The 19,643-nt window shown below is 72.3% G+C and carries 16 protein-coding genes and 1 pseudogene; 12 read left to right on the forward strand and 5 right to left on the reverse strand.

Going from position 1 to position 19,643, the window contains the following annotated elements:
- The first annotated feature begins 8 nt into the window (after positions 1-8).
- Positions 9-1,034, forward strand: coding sequence for a DNA topoisomerase IB (locus AC6CKD_RS31565; RefSeq protein WP_498332123.1), 1,026 nt, complete (start codon positions 9-11; stop codon positions 1,032-1,034).
- A 42-nt stretch (positions 1,035-1,076) separates the two neighbouring features.
- Here AC6CKD_RS31565 and AC6CKD_RS31570 read toward each other — a convergent pair whose 3' ends face one another.
- The 3 genes from AC6CKD_RS31570 to AC6CKD_RS31580 are packed head-to-tail and all read right to left on the reverse strand — an operon-like array spanning position 1,077 to position 2,820.
- Positions 1,077-1,907 carry a metallophosphoesterase family protein gene (locus AC6CKD_RS31570; RefSeq protein ID WP_498332125.1) on the reverse strand — a complete coding sequence of 277 codons (831 nt, stop codon included), beginning with the start codon at positions 1,905-1,907 and terminating at the stop codon, positions 1,077-1,079.
- Entirely contained in the window at positions 1,904-2,158 is a 255-nt protein-coding gene (locus AC6CKD_RS31575; RefSeq protein WP_498332127.1) for a hypothetical protein, read from the reverse strand. Before AC6CKD_RS31575 ends, AC6CKD_RS31570 begins: the two co-directional genes overlap by 4 nt.
- A complete protein-coding gene (locus tag AC6CKD_RS31580) occupies positions 2,155-2,820 on the reverse strand; it encodes a nucleotidyltransferase family protein (RefSeq protein WP_498332128.1) in 666 nt (221 codons plus the stop codon). The genes AC6CKD_RS31575 and AC6CKD_RS31580 overlap by 4 nt, the downstream gene beginning before the upstream one ends.
- Positions 2,821-3,066: 246 nt before the next feature.
- Between AC6CKD_RS31580 and AC6CKD_RS31585 the strand changes: the two genes are divergently transcribed.
- From AC6CKD_RS31585 to thpD, 9 genes are all read left to right on the forward strand, one after another.
- Positions 3,067-3,597 carry a DoxX family protein gene (locus AC6CKD_RS31585; protein ID WP_498332130.1) on the forward strand — a complete coding sequence of 177 codons (531 nt, stop codon included), beginning with the start codon at positions 3,067-3,069 and terminating at the stop codon, positions 3,595-3,597.
- 211 nt (positions 3,598-3,808) lie between these two features.
- Complete coding sequence (locus tag AC6CKD_RS31590) at positions 3,809-6,583, forward strand: ATP-binding protein (protein WP_498332246.1); 2,775 nt, start codon at positions 3,809-3,811, stop codon at positions 6,581-6,583.
- A gap of 145 nt (positions 6,584-6,728) precedes the next feature.
- Positions 6,729-8,516 carry a S8 family serine peptidase gene (locus AC6CKD_RS31595; protein ID WP_498332132.1) on the forward strand — a complete coding sequence of 596 codons (1,788 nt, stop codon included), beginning with the start codon at positions 6,729-6,731 and terminating at the stop codon, positions 8,514-8,516.
- Positions 8,517-8,764: 248 nt separating this feature from the next.
- Positions 8,765-10,765 carry a hypothetical protein gene (locus tag AC6CKD_RS31600; RefSeq protein WP_498332134.1) on the forward strand — a complete coding sequence of 667 codons (2,001 nt, stop codon included), beginning with the start codon at positions 8,765-8,767 and terminating at the stop codon, positions 10,763-10,765.
- Between the two features lie 4 nt (positions 10,766-10,769).
- Entirely contained in the window at positions 10,770-12,248 is a 1,479-nt protein-coding gene (locus tag AC6CKD_RS31605; RefSeq protein ID WP_498332135.1) for an ABC transporter substrate-binding protein, read from the forward strand.
- A gap of 301 nt (positions 12,249-12,549) precedes the next feature.
- Positions 12,550-13,101 (forward strand): diaminobutyrate acetyltransferase, encoded by a 552-nt coding sequence (ectA, locus tag AC6CKD_RS31610; protein ID WP_498332137.1) that lies wholly within the window; start codon positions 12,550-12,552, stop codon positions 13,099-13,101.
- Positions 13,102-13,181: 80 nt separating this feature from the next.
- The gene (gene ectB / locus AC6CKD_RS31615; RefSeq protein ID WP_498332139.1) at positions 13,182-14,450 is read left to right on the forward strand and encodes a diaminobutyrate--2-oxoglutarate transaminase; all 1,269 of its coding nucleotides are present in this window, start codon (positions 13,182-13,184) and stop codon (positions 14,448-14,450) included.
- Between the two features lie 34 nt (positions 14,451-14,484).
- Positions 14,485-14,949 carry an ectoine synthase gene (locus AC6CKD_RS31620; RefSeq protein WP_498332141.1) on the forward strand — a complete coding sequence of 155 codons (465 nt, stop codon included), beginning with the start codon at positions 14,485-14,487 and terminating at the stop codon, positions 14,947-14,949.
- A gap of 38 nt (positions 14,950-14,987) precedes the next feature.
- A complete protein-coding gene (gene thpD, locus AC6CKD_RS31625) occupies positions 14,988-15,890 on the forward strand; it encodes an ectoine hydroxylase (protein WP_498332142.1) in 903 nt (300 codons plus the stop codon).
- A 324-nt stretch (positions 15,891-16,214) separates the two neighbouring features.
- Here thpD and AC6CKD_RS31630 read toward each other — a convergent pair whose 3' ends face one another.
- Positions 16,215-16,697: a hypothetical protein gene (locus AC6CKD_RS31630; protein WP_498332143.1), complete on the reverse strand. Its 483-nt coding sequence runs from the start codon at positions 16,695-16,697 to the stop codon at positions 16,215-16,217.
- Between the two features lie 499 nt (positions 16,698-17,196).
- Here AC6CKD_RS31630 and AC6CKD_RS31635 point away from each other — a divergent pair, with 499 nt between their 5' ends.
- Positions 17,197-17,583, forward strand: a complete 387-nt coding sequence (locus AC6CKD_RS31635; protein WP_498332145.1) for an SH3 domain-containing protein — start codon at positions 17,197-17,199, stop codon at positions 17,581-17,583.
- A gap of 203 nt (positions 17,584-17,786) precedes the next feature.
- On the opposite strand, the pseudogene AC6CKD_RS31640 reads toward AC6CKD_RS31635, so the two are convergent.
- Positions 17,787-17,915, reverse strand: a pseudogene (locus tag AC6CKD_RS31640) (IS5/IS1182 family transposase); the annotation flags it as partial.
- Positions 17,916-18,249: 334 nt separating this feature from the next.
- On the opposite strand from AC6CKD_RS31640, the gene AC6CKD_RS31645 reads away from it, so the two are divergent.
- Positions 18,250-19,491: a peptidoglycan-binding protein gene (locus AC6CKD_RS31645; RefSeq protein ID WP_498332147.1), complete on the forward strand. Its 1,242-nt coding sequence runs from the start codon at positions 18,250-18,252 to the stop codon at positions 19,489-19,491.
- Positions 19,492-19,643: the final 152 nt, after the last annotated feature.

Consider the following 19,643-nt stretch of genomic DNA (forward strand, 5'->3'; position numbering starts at 1 on the left):
CGGCTGCCGTGCGGCTGCGGACCAGCGATCCCCGCGCACCGGGATGGCGCCGCGTGCGCCACGGCCGCGGCTTCCGCTATCTGGACACGGAGGGCGCGCCGCTCTGCGAGACGGACCGGCAGCGCGTCCGTGCCCTCGTGATACCCCCGGCCTGGCAGGACGTCTGGATCTGCCCGTGGCCCAGCGGCCACCTCCAGGCCCTGGGGACGGACGCCGCCGGGCGTCGCCAGTACCTCTACCATCCGGCGTTCCGTGAAGAGCGCGACGCCGCCAAGCACGAGCACGTCCGTCGGGTGGCCCGCACGCTCCCGCGGCTGCGCGAACACGTGACGCGCGATCTCGACGGCCGCGGTCTGACCCGTGTCCGGGTGCTGGCCTGCCTGACCAGGCTGCTCGACCTGGGCTTCCTGAGGATCGGCGGCGACCGCTACGCCCGGGACAACGGGAGTTTCGGACTGACCACGCTGCTACGGGAGCACGTCGCCGCCTGCCGGAACGGCGAGATCCGGCTCGACTTCCCCGCCAAGTCCGGCAGGACGGTCACGCGCACGCTGGTGGACCGGCAGGCCCACGCCGTGATCCGCGCCCTGCTGCGGCGCAGGGATCCCGGGCCGAGGCTGTTCGCCTACTGGGAGCACGGGTCCTGGCACGACGTCCATGCCGAGGACCTGAACGACTACCTGCGGGAGCTCGCGGGACGGGAAGTGACGGCCAAGGACTTCCGGACCTGGTACGCCACCGTCCTGGCCGCAGTCGCCCTGGCGGTCTCCGAAAGCACCGCCGGCGCCTCCGATGCCCGGCGCGGCAGGGTCGTGGCGCGCGCCGTGCGCGAGGTCAGCGACTATCTCGGCAACACTCCCGCCGTCTGCCGCGCGTCGTACATCGACCCACGTGTCATCGAACTCTACGAAGCCGGGGAGACCATCGCGCCGGCCCTCGGCAAGCTCGGCGAGGACGGCCTGTTCGGCGAGCCGGCCACGCACGGCGCCGTTGAGCAGGCCGTCCTGGACCTCCTGGAGGCCGACCGCGAGTGACCGGCCGTGCGGGGCCGACCTCGAGGGACCCGTCCGGCGAGCTCAGACGCTCGGCCTTCGGGCCGGGGCGGGTGCGCCGGCAGGGGCCGAGCCGTTCGCGCCCGCGTGAACCTGCGGTCGGCCGACGGCGGACGGATCGGACGCGTGCCCGTCCGGCCCGAGGTGGTAGACGGCGAAGGCCCGGTCGATGACGGGCATGGCGACGTTCCGGACCCTGATGCCTCCCGCCGTCATCCCGTGCTCGGTGCCGAGGTGGGCGTGGCCGTGGACGGCCAGGTCGGCACCCTGCTCGTCCATCGCCTCGGCGAGCAGGTAGCTGCCGAGGAAGGGGTAGATCTCCCGCGGCTCGCCCGCCAGCGTGTCGGGTACGGGCGCGAAGTGCGTCAGAGCGATGCGCAGCGCGCAACCGGCTTCGCGGAGCTCGGCCAGTGCCCGCCCGAGGCCCTCCGCGCAGCCGCGGGTGTAGCGGATGAACGACTTCATCTCCGGTTCGCCGAACTCGCTGGCGCTGCGCCCGGCGAAGCCTCCGCAGAAGCCCTTGGTCCCCGCGACGCCGAGCTTCGTACCGGCGAGGTCGAGGGCGACGCCGCCGCCCTCCAGGACGTGCACGCCGGCCGCCCGCAGCTCTCCGGTGACGGCGTCCTGCAGGTCGCTCTGGTAGTCGTGGTTCCCGAGGACCGCGACGACGGGCACCGGCAGTCCGGCGACTTCCGCCGCCACCACCCGGGCCTCCGACGGCGTGCCGTGGCGGGTGAGGTCGCCCGCCAGCAGCAGCACGTCCGCGCAGTCCCCGAGGGTGTCGAACGCGGGCCGGAGCGTCCCGGCGCTGTCCGGGCCGAGGTGGATGTCCCCGACGGCCGCCACGCGGATCACGGCAACTCCTCGGAATGGTCGGGCGGCCGGGGGTGGCTCACGGTGAGGTCGTCGTACCAGTCGAGGCCCCTCAGCTCCTCCCCCGCCATGCGCAGGACGGCCGCCCTGCACTGCTCGTCGGGGACGCAGCCCCGGACGACGGCTCGGGAGCCGTGCGTGTCGACGCGTACGCCGAGCTCGGCGGTCTCCTCGCGCGCGAGCCGGTCGCGCAGGTGCTCGATGCGGTACTCGGTGATGCCGTCGGAGTTCACGTCGCCTCCTCTCTCCCGTCGGGCCCCGCGGGGCGGTCGATGACCTGGAGTCGCGCGAGCAGGTAGAGGAAAGCGTCCGAGAGCGGGCTTCCCCGGTGGTCGCGGTCGAGGCGCTCCCAGTCGATCTGTTCGCGCAGCATGCGGGCCATGGGCAGCAGGTCGCCGAAATCGCAGTAGTGCTCGCAGAGCGCCACGAGACGGCTCTCCATGAGGTCGGTGGGCGAGAGGACCGGCATCCACACCGAGTCCACCGCCTTGACGCACGCCCGGTCGAGCAGTTCCGTACTGACCGGACGCCGCGCCAGCTCGAAGATGAGGTCGATCTCCTCCCCGCCCGAGCTGCCTTTGACGAGCCAGTCCTCGGGGGCCCGGCGCATGGAGATGCCGCCGCCCTCCAAGGCCTCGACGGCCGCGTCGGCGTCCTCGGGCCGGACGCAGAAGTCCGTGTCGTGCTGGAACCGGGCCGGCAGGCCATGGGCGAAGGCGGCCACGCTGCCCGCGAGGGCGAAGGGCCTTCCGGTCTGCTTGAGCAGCGCCGCCACGTGCTTGGTCGTTTCCAGGATCGCCTGGGTGTGGTCCTCGGGCAGCGGAGCGTCGGGCGGAGCCGGGGGGCTCAGGCCGCCGGGAGCCGGCGGGCCCGCCGGAGCGGTGGTGGGAACCATGGTGCCCCTCTCGACCGGTGGAGGACGCGGATGCACGTGGAGCATCTAACCGCAGCGGACCGCCGCAAACCCACCCGTCCATCCGGGGCGGGTGCGGTGTGGGGGTACGGAAGGCGTGGAAGGGGTGGAAGGGGGCGAAGGGATTGCGCCGATGCGTTCCCGGTGCCTTCCCGAGCATTCCCGATGCATTCCCGATGCATTCCGTCGATGCATTCCCGCCGATGCACTTCTATCGAGAGGCCGCTCATGCACTTCACCCTTCGCAAGGACCTCGGGCTGCTCACCCTGCGCCTCGCGGCAGGCGGCGTGCTGATGGCACACGGCACGCAGAAGCTCTTCGGCTGGTTCGGCGGCGGCGGCATCGAGGGAACGGCCCGGGCGATGGAGCACATGGGCTTCAGCCCGGGCAGACCGAGCGCCATCGCCGCCGGGCTCGGCGAGGCGGGCGGCGGTGCCCTGCTGGCGCTGGGTCTCGCCACCCCGGCGGCGGGTGCCGCCGCCGCGGGTGCCATGGCAGGGGCCGTCTCCGTCCACGCTCCTGCCGGCTTCTTCGCCCAAGGGGGCGGCTTCGAGTACCCGGCCCTGCTCGGCTCCGTCGCTGCCTGCCTCGGCGTCACCGGGCCGGGGCGCATCTCCCTCGACCACGTCAGCCGGCACAGGCTCGACCGCCCCGCTGTCATCGGCGTGGCCTTCGCCCTCAGTGCGATGGCCGCCACCCTCGTCGTCCACCGGCGCATCGCCGCGATGGATCCCCCGGCCGGAGCCGACGAGGACTGAGCCGGCCCCGCGGCCGGGCTACGCGGGAAACGCCCGCGGTGGGGGTGGCCGGGGCGCGGCTCCGTCGCACACGCCCCGTGGCCCTGGTCTGCCCACACCCGGCCCCTTCACACCTTCGCCACAGCAGGCGCACCACCGACGCAACCCTCGGAACCGCGGCCCTACCGGGGGCCCGTAGCGGTGCGTAGACTCCACCCGCATGACGGCGGGGATGGGCGCATCGGTGCTGGTCGGACGGGATGCGGAGATTCGGGCCATGCGTTCCGCGCTGGCCCGGCCGCCCGCCGTGGTGCTGGTCGAGGGCGAGGCCGGGATCGGCAAGACGCGACTCGTGCGCGAAGTGCTCGCGCGGCGGCCCGACCGCGGGGCGCGGGTGCTGTCCGGAAGTTGTCCGCCGCTGCGCGAGCCGTTTCCGTACGGGCCGCTGTTCGATGTGCTGCGGACCCTGGCCCCCGCCGTCCCGGCCGGGCTCAGCCCGGTGTGCGGGGCGCTGCGGCCGTACTTGCCCGAACTCGCCGAGCGGCTGCCCCCGCCCTGCGAGCCGTTGCACGACCCGGCCGCCGCCACGCACCGGATCTTCCGTGCGGTGGGAGCGCTGCTGGCAGCCGCGTGTCCGGCCGTGCTCGTCGTCGAGGACCTCCACTGGGCCGACGACGGCACCCGCGACCTGATCCGGTTCCTGATCGAGGATCCGCCGCAGGGGCTCGCCACCGTGCTCACGTACCGCCGGGAGGACCTGCCCTCCCCCGGGCTGCCGTTGGGGCGTGCCTACCGGCGGGCGGCCGGTCACGAGTCCCTGCTGATGCGGCTGGAGGCGCTCGACGCGGGCGAGGTGCGCACCCTGGCCGCCGCGCTCACGGGCGGGCCCGTATCCGCACGGCTGGCCGGCGAATTGCACGAGCGCACCGCCGGAATCCCCTTCGTACTGGAGGAGTTCGTCCGTGGGCCGGGTCCTCCCACGGCCGTGCCCGCCCTGCTCCAGGAGGCGATGGCCGACCGGACCGCCGGTCTGGACGCGCCGGCCCTGGCCGTCGTCCACGCCGCCGCGGTGCTGCGCGATCCGGCGCAGGAGGCCCTGGTCACCGCCGTGGCGGGGCTCGACGAGGAGGCCGGGGCCGGGGCGGTGGGGGCCGCGCTGCGGGCCGGGGTGCTCCACGACTGGGGCGAGGACCGGTACGGGTTCCGCCACGGGCTGGCCCAACAGGCCGTGTACGAAGCCCTGCTGGGCCCCGAGCGGCGGCGCCTGCACCTGCGTGCCGTCACCGCTCTGGCCGCGCTGCCCGCGCCTCCGCTCGTACGGCTCGCCTACCACGCCCGGCAGGCCGGGGCCGTGGAGAAGTGGCGCCGTTACGCGGAGGACGCCGCCGAGCACGCCCGGGAGATCGGCGACACCGCGCTCGCCGTGGAACTCCTCGAGGGGCTCCTCGACGATCCGTCGCTGCCGCCCGAGGACTGCGCCCGCCTGGCCCTGCGGCTCAGCCGCGCGGCCACGATCGGGCTCACCCACCGCCGCACCGCCCGGCTGCTGCGCCGGGTGGTCGACGACGGCGGGGCGCTGCCCGACGCCGTGCGCGGGGACATCCGGCTGAACCTGGGGCTTCTGCTGAACAACCAGGCCGGCGACCACCGCCAGGGCCGGCTCGACACCGCCCGCGCCGTCGCCGAACTCCACGAACGGCCGGCCCGCGCCGCCCGGGGCATGGCGGGGCTCGCCATGCCGACCTGGGGCGGGGAACCGTACGCGGTCTACCAGGAGTGGATCGACCGCGCCGAGCGGATAGCCGCCTCGCACGGGGACGAGGCCCTGCGGCTCGCGGTGCGCGGCAACCACCTCGTCCTGCGGATGGCCCTCGGCGAGGGGGCGGTCCGCGGCGAAGCGGAGTCCCTGCTCGCCGCCGGCGCCGCGGACCGGGCGGGGCGCCTGGAGTTGGCGCGGATGTGCGGGAACCTCGCGGACGCCGCGGCCTGGCTGGGCAAGGACCCGGATGCCGAGCTGTTCCGCCGGGAGGGCGACCGCATCGCGGCCGCGTGCGGAGCCCCTTACCTGCGCGGGATCATCGACGCGACGGTGCTGCGCCTGGAGTGGACGCAGGGGCGCTGGGAGGGGCTCGGCGAGCGGGCCCGGCAGGTGTGGGAGGCGGCTCAGGGAGCTTCCGGGATCGAGTCGGAGGCGCGCCTCGTGCTGGGGCTCCTCGGCGCCGCGCACGGGGAGTGGGACGAGGCCCGGGAGCACCTCTCGGCGGCCGCCCTGGGCGATCCGGAGAACGCCGCCTCGCCCGTCCTGGCCGCCGCGGGCGCCGCGGCGGTACGGATCCACCTCGCGCGGGGTCAGGCCGGCGCGGCCTGCGCCGAGGCGGACCGGGGGCTCGCCCGCGTCCGGCACAAAGGGCTGTGGGGCTGGGCCGCCGAGCTGGCGGCGGCCGGCGTGGACGCGTACGTCCGGGCGGGCCGCTCCGCCGACGCGGCGCGGCTGACCCGCGAGTACGCCGAGGCCATCGCGGGACGCGACCACCCCTTGGCACTGGCCGCGCTGCCGTTGTGCCGGGCGGCCGTGGCCCGGTCCGCCGGACAGCCGCAGGAAGCGTCGGCGCACTACCGCCGGGCGGCTGCCGAGTTCGCCGCGCTGCGCCGGCCGCACAGCGCGGCCCAGGCCGTTGACGCGGCCCTGGAATGCGTACCGGATGCCGGTGAACTGGCTCTCCTCGCCGTCGAGTTCGAGCGCATCGGGGCCGTGCGGGAGGCCGCCCGGTGCCGCCGGCGGCTGCGCGGGAGCGGGCATGCGGCGACGGCCCGCCGCGGCCGGGGCGGATACGGCGAGGCGCTGTCGCCGCGGGAGGCGGACGTGGCCCGGCTGGTGGCCTCGGGCCGGACCAACCGGGAGATCGCCGAGCTGCTGTTCCTCTCGCCGCGCACGGTGGAGCAGCACGTGGCGAAGGTGTTGCGGAAGCTGAAGGTCAGCAGCCGTACGGAGGTACGTACTCCGTAGCGGCGGGGGCGCGGGCGGCGGCGAATAGGTACTCCTACGGACCCGGGTACGGATTGCCGGGCTCCCCCGGGTGTCACGAGGGTGGTCCCCGTGCCCCGGCCCCCACGCCGGGGCATCCAGGAACCCGATCAGTAGGAGCAGTTGGATGCGTGCACAGCGTGCGGCAAGAAGCACCCGGCTCGGGGCCATATGTCTCGGTGCCGCCACCGCGACCGTCCTCGGCCTGTTCGGCGCCGCCACCCAGGCCCATGCCGGACCCGCGGAGGGCCGGGTCCTCGGCGAGGGCGCGGCGGACACGGTGAGCGGCCGGTACCTCGTCGTCCTCGACGGCGCGCCCTCGCTGCGCGCCGCCGCCACCGCCGAGACCGCCGGGGAGGCGAAGAGCCTGACGGACCGGCACGGAGGGGCGGTCCGTCAGCTGTACACGGCCGCCCTCAAGGGCTTCTCCGTGAAGGCCACCCCGGAGCAGGCCCGCCGGCTCGCGGCCGCTCCGGGCGTGCGCTACGTCCAGGCCGACACCGTGTTCCGCGCCTCCGGGACCCAGCCCAATCCGCCCTCTTGGGGCATCGACCGCGTCGACGGAGCCAAGGACGGCTCCTACGCGTACCCGAACGACGGCAGCGGGGTGACCGCGTACATCGCGGACACCGGCCTGTACCGACAGCACTCGGACTTCGGCTCCCGCGCCTCCGCGGGCTACGACTTCATCGACAACGACGCGGACTCCGCCGACTGCCACGGGCACGGCACGCACGTCGCGGGGACCGTGGGCGGCAGCGCGCACGGCGTCGCGAAGAACGTCAAGCTGGTCGGGGTGCGCGTGCTCGACTGCCAGGGTTCCGGTTCCACGGAGCAGATCGCGGCCGGGATGGACTGGATCGCGAGGAACGCGAAGAAGCCTGCCGTCGTCAACATGTCCCTGGGCGGCAGCACCGACCGTGCGCTCGACGACGCCGTGGCCGGGGTCGTCAACGCGGGCGTGCCGGTGGCCGTCGCGGCGGGCAACGACAGCAAGGACGCGTGCAACACCAGCCCGGCGCGCCTGCCCGCGGCCATCACCCTCGGTTCCACCGACAGCAACGACGCCCGTTCCGGCTTCTCCAACTACGGTTCCTGCCTGGACCTGTTCGCCCCCGGCGGCTCCATCGTCTCCACCAAGATGGGCGGTGGCACCCAGACGATGAGCGGCACCTCGATGGCCACACCGCACACGGCCGGAGCGGCGGCGATCTACCTCTCGGCGCACGCCGACGCCACTCCGCAGCAGGTGCGCGACGCGCTGGTGGACAACGCGCAGTCGGGCGTGGTGACCGGGGCCGGCTCGGGCTCCCCCAACAAGTTCCTGAACGTGGCGAAGCTCGGCGCTCCCACCCAGCCCGGTGAGCCGGTCGCGGACTTCGCCGCCCAGTGCTCGGCATCGGCGGCTTCCTGCGCCTTCGACGCCTCGGCGTCCAAGGACCCTGACGGCTCGATCGCCTCGTACGCCTGGGAGTTCGGCGACGGTGCGAAGGGTGAGGGCGTCAAGCCGTCCCACGAGTACGCCGCCGCCGGGACCTACTCGGTCAAGCTGACCGTCACCGACGACTCCGGCCGCACCGCCACCGTCACCAAGCCCGTCACCGCCGGGACGACGCAGCCCCCGTCGGGCACCCCGCCGACCGCGGCGTTCTCGGTGTCCTGCTGGTACCAGGACTGCTCCTTCGACGCCTCGGCCTCGAAGGACTCCGACGGCTCGATCGCCTCGTACAAGTGGAAGTTCGGCGACTCCGCCACGGGCGCCGGCGCCACCGTCGCCCACCGCTACCCGGCCGGTCAGCGCGGCTACACCGCCGAGCTGACCGTGACCGACAACGCGGGCCTGACGGCGACCGCCTCGCGCCGCATCGACTGCTACGCCTTCGGCACCGGCCAGTCCCTCTGCTTCGCCTCCTGACCCTTCTCCACCCCACCCGCACGGCGGCCCGGCCCTCTCCCTCCCCGGGGAGGGCCGGGCCGCGCACGTCCTGGACGAACCGCCGGAGGCCGCCACTGCCCGTGGTGCTCGTGCAGGGTCCGCCACCGGCCCGGATGCCCCGTCCGTCCACGCGGAATCGAATCAAGGAGCGGAAACCCCTGTCTGACTCCGCCTCCGGATGGCAGGCTCTACTTCTCTGAGCGCCGTCCTGGGGGGGATCACACGTCATGGAACCGGGTACGGGCATGGGCCTGCGGGGCCGCAGCGGCATCCTGTCGCTGGTCGACTCGTGCCTGAAGGAGGACCCGGCGGCCGAGCGTCCCCTGACCATGCTCCTCGGCCCGGCCGGCAGCGGAGCCAGCGAGGCGCACAGCGCGCTGATGGAGCGCTTCGGACCCGACTACCCCTTCGCCTTCGTCAACTTCGGCGGGGCCCAGTCCCTGCTGCCGCGCTACGCCCTCGGGCTCCTGGCCCGCCAGCTGGAACGCAAGCTGCCCCGCTACGGCCGCTCCCACTTCCCCCTGCTCAGCCTCGGCCTGCTCGCCTCCGACCAGGAGCTGCGCATGCGCAGCCTCGCGGAGGGCCGCCGCGCGGTGCAGCGCCAGCTCGACCGGTTCCAGGAGGAGAACGAGGCCCGGCACGGGGACTACCTGGCCGCCTTCTTCGAAGTGGGGATGGGCGCGGTCGGCATGCCCGAAGGCGCCTCCACAGCCGCCCTCACCCTCTTCCAGGACGCCCTGCGGCGCGGCCGCCGCACCGTGCCCGGCCTGCTCGGCGGCCGCCTGGGCAGCCGGCTCACCGCAGGTGCCCACTGGTACGGACGCCACCCCGCGACCCGCAGCGCGGACCCCATGGAAGCCCTCGTGGAGCTCAACCTCTGGCGCCACGAGGGGGACGAGAACGAACAGGAGCGGCTCGACCTCGTCCTGTTCTCGGCCTTCCTGGAGGATCTCAGGCGCAACACCGCCCGCAACTTCATGCCCCGCTCCTACCTGCTGCTCCTGGACAACTCCCACACCGAATACGGCCGCCGCTTCCTCGACCTGTTACTGCGCTCCCGGCACGACCAGACCGTGGTTGCCGGGCACGCCAGCGACCCGCTGACCGTCGTCGCCAGCTCCAACCGCTGGCTGCCCCGCTGGGGTCCGGCCACCGGGGACTCCTGGCCCTGGCAGCTGCGCGGCCCCGACCGGGCCTCCCTGGCGGACTGGCACGCCCACCGGCCGACCCGCGACAGCGAGGACAGCTGGTGGTACCCGCTGCGGCTGCGCGACCTCAACCTGGACGAGGTGCGCATCCGGATAGAGCTCCAGCTCGGCGGCAACAGCGACCTGGCCCCGCTCACCCGCCTCACCCCCTTCGTACACCGGCTCACCGGCGGGCTGCCGCGCGCCGTCCACCAGGTGCTCGACGTACTGCGCCAGGCCGGGCCGCTCCCGGACTCCGGTCCGCAGCAGGACCGTTGGCTGCGCACCCTGCCCGACCGGCCGCTGCGTACCGGCGAGGCCACCGCCACCCTCGCCGACACGGCCCTCGGGCACCTCCTGCGCGATTTCGACGGGAACCAGCGCGCGGCCCTGGCCGAGTGCTCCGCCGCCCGGGACTTCTCCGTGGCCACGCGGCTGCTCAGCCCCGACGACTCCCTGTTCGGCGACATCCGGGCCCGCTGGCTGCTGACCGGGCCCGTCGCCGTGGTCCCCGTACTCCACCCTTGGCTGCGCCGGCTGCTCCTGTGGCGGCTGGCCGCGCGCCCCGACGGGTGGGACGCCGCCCACGAGCTCCTCGCGGAGCACTACCGCGGCGAGGGCAAGCCGGTGCCGGAGATGTACCACCAGCTCGCCCGCGGGCGGACCGAGGAGGTCACCGCCCACCTGACCCGGCGCTTCACCGCCGTACCGGCCGCTCAGTGGATCTCCGAGTTCGACGCGATCACCGCCGCTCCGAACCGGCTCCCGGCCGGCAGCGGGCCGCTGGAGCTCCTCGCCGGGCTCGTCCCGCGCCGGCCCGGACGCGTGATGGACACCGAGTCCGTGATCCACACCCTGGTGACCACCCGCTGGGTGTGGAGCGATCCGCTCGCCGACCCCGCCATGCGGCTGGGGGACCTGATCGCCGACGGCTACACCCAGCTGTCCCAACTGCGGAGGAACGACATCGTGGCCCTGTTCAACGAGGCCGAGCGGTACCGCCATTGGCGCGATCCACAGACCGCGGGCTGGGAGGGCTGAGCGCGTGGCCAGACTCGAATGGCCCCTGCACGTCGTACGCCGCGTCGCGCTGGCCGCCGCGGCGGCCGTCACTCTCGTCGCGGCGCTCTGGCTGGGTGTGGGATGGCTCCAGGAACGCGCGGCCCGGTGCGCCGACGGCGTCGTCCAACAGGGACGGGACGACGAGTGCGTCGGAGTGAGCGACGGCTCCTACGTCTTCGCGCCGCACCTGGACGCCGTCAGCGCGAAGATCGAGGAGGAGAACCGCCGGGTCCTCGCCAACGCCGACAAGGAACCGTACGTCACCGTCGCCTACTTCACCTCGTTCACCACCACCTCGGAGGACAGCAACTCGGCCGAGGGCGTCCGCCACGAACTCCAGGGCGCCCACCTCGCCCAGTACCGGCACAACCAGGGCGACTTGGCCGCCACGCCCAAGATCCGGCTGCTGATCGCCAACCCGGGCAGCAAGTCCGCGCAGTGGAAGCACACCGTCGACGAACTGATCGCCCGCAAGGACTCGCCGGACCGGCTCGTCGCGGTGGCCGGCCTCGGTCCCAGCACCAACGAGAACCTCGCGGCCATCAAGCGCTTCTCCGAGAACGGGATCGCCATGGTCGGCGCCACGCTGACCGCCTCCAACATCCAGGGCATCAACGGATTCGTCCGGATCGCCCCCACCAACGAGGACGAGGCGTACGCGGGAGCCGGCTACCTCAAACGGCGCGGAGTCTCCACCGGCGTCGTCATCCAGGACGTGGCGGCGGGAGACCTCTACGCCTCCACCCTGGGCACCGCCTTCACCAAGGCGTTCCAGGACGGCGGCGCGCACAAACTCGTCGCCGAGCGCATGACGTACGACTCCTCCGTCAGCAGCGCCTGGCAGAACGAGCTGCGCTACATGCCGGGCCAGTTGTGCCAGCAGCGCCCCCAGGTCGTCTACTTCGCCGGCCGCGGCCTGCACCTCACCCGCTTCCTCGACGCGCTCGCCAACCGCAGCTGCACCGACCAGCGGTTCACCGTGTTCACCGGGGACGACACCAGCAACCTGAACCCAGAGCAGCTGGCCCGCGCCGCCGCGACGGGCATCGAGGTGCTGTACACCGGCCTGGCCCACCCCGACATGTACCGCGCGGCGCCACAGGCGGTGTCCGCGCCCTCCGCGAAGAACTTCCAGCCGGGCGGGCTGCTGGAAGAGTGGTTCCCGCACGACCCCCGTGAGGACGGCGGGGCCCTGATGGGCCACGACGCGGTGCTCGCCGCCGCCCACGGCATCCAGATGGCCGCCCGCTGGCAGGGCCAGGTCGTCGGCGACGCGGTGGCCCGGATGTTCCACCAGATGGACGGCACCCAGCAGGTGGCCGGTGCCAGCGGGTTCATCTCCTTCCAGAACAACGGCAATCCCCGCAACAAGGCCGTCCCGATCCTCCGCCTCAACGCCAAGGGCCAGGTGGAGTTCGTCGAGGTCTCCGCGGCGGAGGGCAAACCACCGCAGGAACAATGACGCGGCCGGCCGCGCGGCACCCCGCCCGCCGCCTATATCCGCGCGGCTGCGAACGAAACCCCCGAGCAGCCGACGAAGACATCACATTCAAGTGGAAAACATGAGACAGGACAAAGACGTTATCTGCTCGTTATGAAACCGGGGGTGGGGTGGAAATGTCGGCATTTTCCATAGAAGACCGGGCTCATTGCCGGCACTTTCACCGCCCCGTGGAGGGGTTTCCACCTATCACGAACAGCACCCGCCGCGTAACCCCTCAGGGCCGTGCAATCTCGTCCAAGCATCGGTAGCTTCGGCCCGCATGACTGCTCATGCAGAACTGGCCCATTACCGGAAGACCCCGCCCCCCGCCCCGACCACCTCGACGACGCACATCGACCGCCCCCGCCGAAGCGACGGCCGCCTGCTGTGGCGCCTCGCCCGCGACTCCGGGTCCCTGGACCTCAACTCGCCCTACAGCTACCTCCTCTGGTGCCGTGACTTCGCCGGCACGTCCGCCGTGGCCCGCGACCCGTCCGGGCGCGCCGTCGGATTCGTCAGCGGATACCTGCGGCCCGACAGCCCCGGCACCCTGCTCGTCTGGCAGATCGCCGTCGACGCATCCGTCCGGGGCCTGGGTGTCGCCGGGGAGCTGCTCGACGGCCTCTCCGCCCGGGTGGCGGCGGAGCACGGCCTGAGCGCCCTCGAGGCCACCATCTCCCCCGGAAACCTCGCGTCGGAGCGACTGTTCGCCTCGTACGCCGCGCGGCACGGCGCCACGCTCACGCGCGAAGTGCTGTTCACCCCGGAGGAGTTCCCGGACCGCGGGTACGCCCCGGAGGTCCTGCACCGCATCGGGCCGCTCCACTTCTGATGCCGGCCCGCACACCCCGTACCGAGCCAGCCCGCACCGAACCCCCGCACGTAACACCCCCCGTTCATTGGAGAGTTGCCTTGACCATGACCGAGCCGGTCCTGTCCGTCTTCGAGACCATGGAGTCCGAGGTGCGCAGCTACTGCCGCGCCTGGCCCGTCGTCTTCGAGCGCGCCACGGGAAGCCGGCTGTACGACGAACACGGCAGCGGCTACCTGGACTTCTTCGCGGGCGCCGGATCCCTGAACTACGGCCACAACAATCCCGTCCTGAAGCGGGCGCTGCTCGACTACCTGGAGCGGGACGGCATCACGCACGGGCTCGACATGTCGACGACGGCCAAGAGGGCCTTCCTCGAGACCTTCCGGTCCCACGTCCTCGAACCCCGCGCACTGAACTACAAGGTGATGTTCCCCGGACCCACCGGGACCAACGCCGTCGAAGCGGCACTCAAGCTCGCTCGGAAGGCCAAGGGCCGCGAGTCGGTCGTGTCCTTCACCAACGCCTTCCACGGCATGTCGCTCGGCTCCCTCGCCGTGACGGGGAACGCCTTCAAACGGGCCGGCGCCGGCATCCCCCTGGTCCACGGCACCCCGATGCCGTTCGACAACTACCTCGGAGGCCGGGTCCCCGACTTCCTGTGGTTCGAGCGCCTGCTGGAGGACCGGGGCTCCGGCCTCAACCACCCGGCGGCGGTCATCGTCGAGACGATCCAGGGCGAAGGCGGGATCAACGTGGCGCGCGCGGAATGGCTGCGCGCCCTCGCGGACCTGTGCCGCCGCCGCGACATGCTGCTGATCGTCGACGACATCCAGATGGGCTGCGGCCGGACCGGCGAGTTCTTCTCCTTCGAGGAGGCGGGCATCACCCCCGACATCGTCACGCTGTCGAAGTCCATCAGCGGCTACGGACTCCCCATGTCCCTGTGCCTGTTCAAGCCCGAACTGGACCTGTGGGAGCCGGGCGAGCACAACGGCACCTTCCGCGGCAACAATCCGGCCTTCGTCACCGCGACGGCGGCCCTCGAGACCTACTGGGGCGACGGCGTCCTGCGCGAGCGGACCCTCGTCCAGGGCGGGCACATCGAGGGTGCGCTGCGCGAGCTGTGTGCCGAACACGGCCGGCTGGGTGCGACGTACCGGGGCCGCGGACTGGTCTGGGGCATCGAGTTCACCCAGAAGGAGCGTGCGGCACGGGTGTGCCGGAGGGCTTTCGAGCACGGCCTCCTCGTCGAGACCTCGGGCCCCGAGGGCGAGGTCGTGAAGCTGCTCCCGCCGCTCACCGTCACCGGCGACGAACTCGACGAGGGACTCGACATCCTCGCCCGCTCCGTCCGCGAAACCGTCTGACCGGCACCCGTCACACACCACGAAGGGCACCATCATGATCGTCCGCTCGTTCCGGGACATCGAGGAAACCGACCGCCACGTCAGGGCGGCATCCGGGACCTGGGAGAGCAAGCGCATCGTCCTGGCCAAGGAACGCGTCGGCTTCTCCCTGCACGAGACCGTCCTGTACGCCGGCACCGAGACGTCCATGTGGTACGCGAACCACGTGGAGGCCGTGGTCTGCACGGAGGGAGAGGCCGAGCTCACGGACGAGGAGACGGGTCTGACGTACACGATCACGCCCGGAACCATGTACCTCCTCGACGGCCACGAGCGGCACACCCTGCGCGTGAAGCACGAGTTCCGCTGCCTGTGCGTCTTCAACCCGCCCGTGACCGGGCGGGAGGACCACGACGAGAACGGCGTGTACCCACTGCTCACCGAGCCCGAGCCCGAGCCCGGAGCCGGGCCCGCAGCCGGGCCCGCAGCCCGACCCGGAGCCGGACCCGACCACAGCTGAGTTGCGGAAACGCACAGAGAGGAGAGGCAGGCACCACCATGACCCACGCATCCACCCGCACCGCGAACGACCTGTATCCGACCCGGGGCTCCGAGGAGGTGCTCACCGGCCGCGCGGACCCCGTCGTCTGGTCCGAGCCCGGCACTCCGGGCCCCATATGGGCCCACGAGCTGGAGAGCTACGAACGCGACGGCTTCCTGTCCGTAGACGAACTCATCACGCCCGACGAGACGGACGTGTACCGGACCGAGATGGACCGGCTGCTCCGTGACCCATCGACGCTCGCCGACGAGCGGTCCATCGTGGAGCCGAAGTCCCGGGAAGTGCGCTCCGTCTTCGAAGTCCACCGGATCAGCGAGGTGTTCGCTGCCCTCGCCTCCGATCCGCGCGTCGTGGGGCGCGCCCGGCAGATCCTCGGCGCCGAGGTGTACGTGCACCAGTCCCGGATCAACGTCAAGCCGGGTTTCGGCGCCAGCGGCTTCTACTGGCACTCCGACTTCGAGACCTGGCACGCCGAGGACGGTCTGCCGCACATGCGCACCGTGTCGGTGTCCATCGCGCTGACGCCGAACTACGCCACCAACGGCGGCCTGATGATCATGCCCGGCTCCCACCGGAGCTTCCTGGGCTGCGCGGGAGCGACGCCGGAGGACAACTACAAGAAGTCCCTCCAGATGCAGGATGCGGGCACCCCTTCGGACGAGGCACTGACCAAGTTCGCCTCGGCCTGCGGCATCAAGATCTTCACCGGCAAGGCGGGCTCGGCCACCTGGTTCGACTGCAACGCGATGCACGGCTCGGGCGACAACATCACGCCCTACCCGCGCAGCAACGTGTTCCTCGTCTTCAACAGCGTCGAGAACCGCCCGTCGAAGCCCTTCGCCGCCCCCGTGCGCCGCCCCGGTTACATCGCCGCGCGGGACTTCACCCCCGTACGCTGACGCGCCCGACGGCCCGATCCGCCCGACCCGACCCGGCACCCGCTGTGGCGGGTCGGGCAGCCCTTCGCCGCGCCGGACGGCGAAGGGGTCGCGCCGCGGCCAGGGCGGCGCCGCCCTGGCCCGTACCGGGACCTCACCGCTCACCGATCGGTGATTCTGGCGCTCGGTCACGGGCGTCCGGAGATCGACGCGGTCTGGCCTCCGAACGGCCCAACGTGCGGACGGGGCACCGGAATGCCCGGGCGATGATGCCGAGACGTCACCACGGTGACAACCATGCCAACCGCCCGGTTGCGAGAATCCGTCCCCCGACCGGACCGGCCCTCATGCGACGCTCAGCGCATCCTGCTGGTTGACCCACGCGTAGAGCACGTCGCCGTCCATGTACGCGTAGTACGGGCCGCAGCGCGCGGTGGCCTTCGTCGCGGCGTCCTTCGGGAACCAGTCCGCCTTGACCTTCTCCGGCACGATCGGGTTCGTCTCCGGCTTGCCCGCCGTGCAGCCCGCCGGGAGCGAGGCCGACGGCAGCGTCGCCTTCAGCTTCCGTTCGTCACTCGTCGTCTTCCACGCCCACGTGATGTCCTCGGCCTCGTCCGGGAGCCACCTCGGCATCGTCTGGCGGGCGCCCTTCCCCGCGGCGCCCGTGCTGTAGGTGTCCGCCTTTTCGTGCCTGCCGTCCAGGAACTGCTTCGCGACATACACGGCCACGGGCGCGGCCACGGCCAGCACCACCAGGGTTCCGACGAAGACGAGGACGATAGTGCGGGCGCGCTGGGCCATGGGGGAGCTCTCGGATTCACCGCGCATCCCGTGCGGATGCGAACTGATTCAATTCTCGGCGCCCGCTACTCCCGGCGCATGAACCCCGGGACCGAATCCGAAGTACGACTCCCGGACCATGGAAAGCGATTCGCTTCATACCAGAGTCCCAGGCCTCCCAGCCGCGCATCAGGGTTCAATCCAGTCCAGTCCATAAATGCGAGAATTCCACCACACACTCCGGCCTCCTTTCGTACGACCCAATCACTCTGAGCATCATTGAGCTTCTTCGATGTGGCCACCGATCGGGTAACGGTCCGTGAAGCGAAACGAGCGAGGCCCCCGGGCTGTTGATCGAGATGTCTGACGTCTCAATTACGTTGATTCAGCTTTTTACGGACCCAACCAGAACGGGCCACTTCCCCCGTTCCGGTTGGGGAGTTCTCGTGTATCAGGCGGCTGCTTTCGTCCCGATGGCGCTAACGTCGTGCTGCTCCTACGTACGTGTTCCGCACCCAGAACCGACGACGCAAGGGGAATCGATTCCATGACCGTCACAGCAGCACGCCGCACCATGTCACCGCGTCGCTCCGCCGCCCGCACGGCGGCCGTGGCGGCCCTGTCCGCCGCCGCGCTCCTCGGCGGCGGCCTCACGGCCCAGGCCGCCGCACCCGCCCGCACTACGGGCGCGGCCGTGGAGCTCGCGCCGGCCGGTGCGCTCGCCACCCGGTGCTACTACAAGGTCAACGCCAGCGGCGGTCTGCTGATCCGCAGCGGTCCCGGCACCAGCTACTCGGTCGTCGGGTCCTACGCAAACGGCTCCACGATCCTCGCGTCGGCGTCCACCACCAACGGCTTCCGCAACGTGGGCACCAACCGCTGGGTCTCCTCGGCGTACACCGTCCGCATCGTCAACCTTCCCTGCGAGTCCTGACAGGGACCCTCGCCGAGGACACCGCTCCCCAGCCCTTCAACAGGCCGCCGGCCGCCGGGAATCCCTCCGGCGGCCGGCGGCCTGTCCGCTGCCTTCGACCGGCCTCCGGCGCCAGGGCACGGTTGCGGGTCTTGTCAGGGGGGGGCAGTTCCTGCAGGGGCCCGCGTTTGATGCCCGTGGTCAGCCACGGACCGGCGCCCTGGTAGTGCCACCATCGCGCGCTGGGACGGACGGAGCTTGCAGCGCCGGTCGCCCTCACGGGTGACGATCAGCATGGTGAGCCACTCCACGAGTGCGTGCGGCAGGTCGATTGCGGCCGGATGGACGACCAACGAGCCCCCCGAGCACCGTAATTGAGACGTCGGACATCTTGATCAACAGCCCGGGGGCCTCGCTCGTTTCGCTTCACGGACCGTCACCCGATCGGTGGCCACATCGAAGAAGCTCATTGACCCCGCGCAGCGCCGTCCTCCCGGAGGAGTTCTTCGTGCGGTCCGGGTGACGGCCCGGCACCGAGGCGCTCGACTCCGCACGCAGCTCTCCGCGGGTGGGCGGCCGTGCGACACGCCGGTTTCCGCCCCGTGGGGCATGAGCTCCTCCCGGCGCGCCATGGACCATGATCAATTCAGGTCCACTATGCGCCTATGAGGAGGGATTCATCCCATCATGCCCCTGATCACGTTCACCGAGATACGACCGGACACGAACTGCCCCTGCCCCGGCTGCCGATCCGAGCGCCGATCCGCCGTCGCCCGGCACGCTCCGCGCGGACGGGTCCGCGCCATGGCCGTGGCCACGGTCGCCGGAGCCTGCGGCCTGGCCGTGCTGCCCGGGCCCGGCGCCACCGCTCAAGCCGTGGAAACGGGGCGCTCGCCCTTTCCCGACGGCGCGCACTCCACCCCGCAGGGCCCGGCCGGCCCGCTCGCGCGTCCTGCGGCCACGCGCCTGGCCGCGCCGGGAGCCACCACCACCCGGGCCGAGATCATGCGCCGCGCCCAGCAGTGGGTGGACGCCAAGGTTCCGTACAGCATGTACGCCTACCGGAACGGCTACCGGACGGACTGCTCCGGCTTCGTGTCGATGGCCTGGGGCCTAGGTTCCAACCAGTGGACCGGTAGTCTGGACCAGTACGCGCAGCGCATCTCCAAGTCCGAGCTGCAACCCGGTGACATGCTGCTGTTCCACAACCCCGCGGACCCCGGCGCAGGCTCGCACGTGGTGCTCTTCGGGGGCTGGGCCGACTCGGGCCGGACCCAGTACACCGCCTACGAGCAGACCCGCCCGCACACCCTGAAGCGCACCACCCCGTACGCGTACTGGAACAACTCCGCGCGCTACGTGGCCTACCGCTACACGGGCTTGCGCCAGGGCGGTGGCGACGAGGGCTCCGGCTCCTTCCCCGGAGCGCAGGCCTTCGGCCCGGGTGCGAACAACGCGCACGTCACCCGGCTCGGCACGATGCTCGCGGCGCGCGGCGGTGGGCGTTACTACGCCTCCGGCCCGGGGCCCGTGTGGAGCTCTGCGGACCGGGCCGCGACCAAGGCCTTCCAGGAGGCTCAGGGGTGGCGCGGCGCCGAGGCGGACGGCGTCCCCGGTCCGGCCACCTGGACCCTGCTGACAGGTGGCGGAGGACGGGACATCGCCTCCGGTAGCGGCGGATCGACGACCGGCCCGGCCTTCCCCGGCCGGCAGCACTTCCGCCCCGGACAGTCCAACGGCCACGTGGCCGAGCTGGGCCGCCGGCTCGTGGCGTGCGGGTACGGGCAGCACTACTCCGAGGGCCCGGGACCCCGTTGGTCCGAGAGCGACCGGCGCAACGTGGAGGCCTTCCAGCGGGCGCAGGGCTGGAGCGGTGCGGATGCGGACGGCTACCCGGGCCCGGAAACCTGGCGCCGGCTCTTCGCTTAGCACCCGAGCCGCCCCGGCGACGGCCGCGGCACGGCGGGACGTACCGACCGGCGCCACGGTGCGGGCCGGTCGGTACGTCGGGGCGGCCGACGGGACCGGTGGCGGCCGGGTCGATGCCCCCAGCCTCGCGGCCGGAGCGCCCTTACGACCGG

This window comes from Streptomyces sp. GQ60 (genome assembly GCF_059758875.1).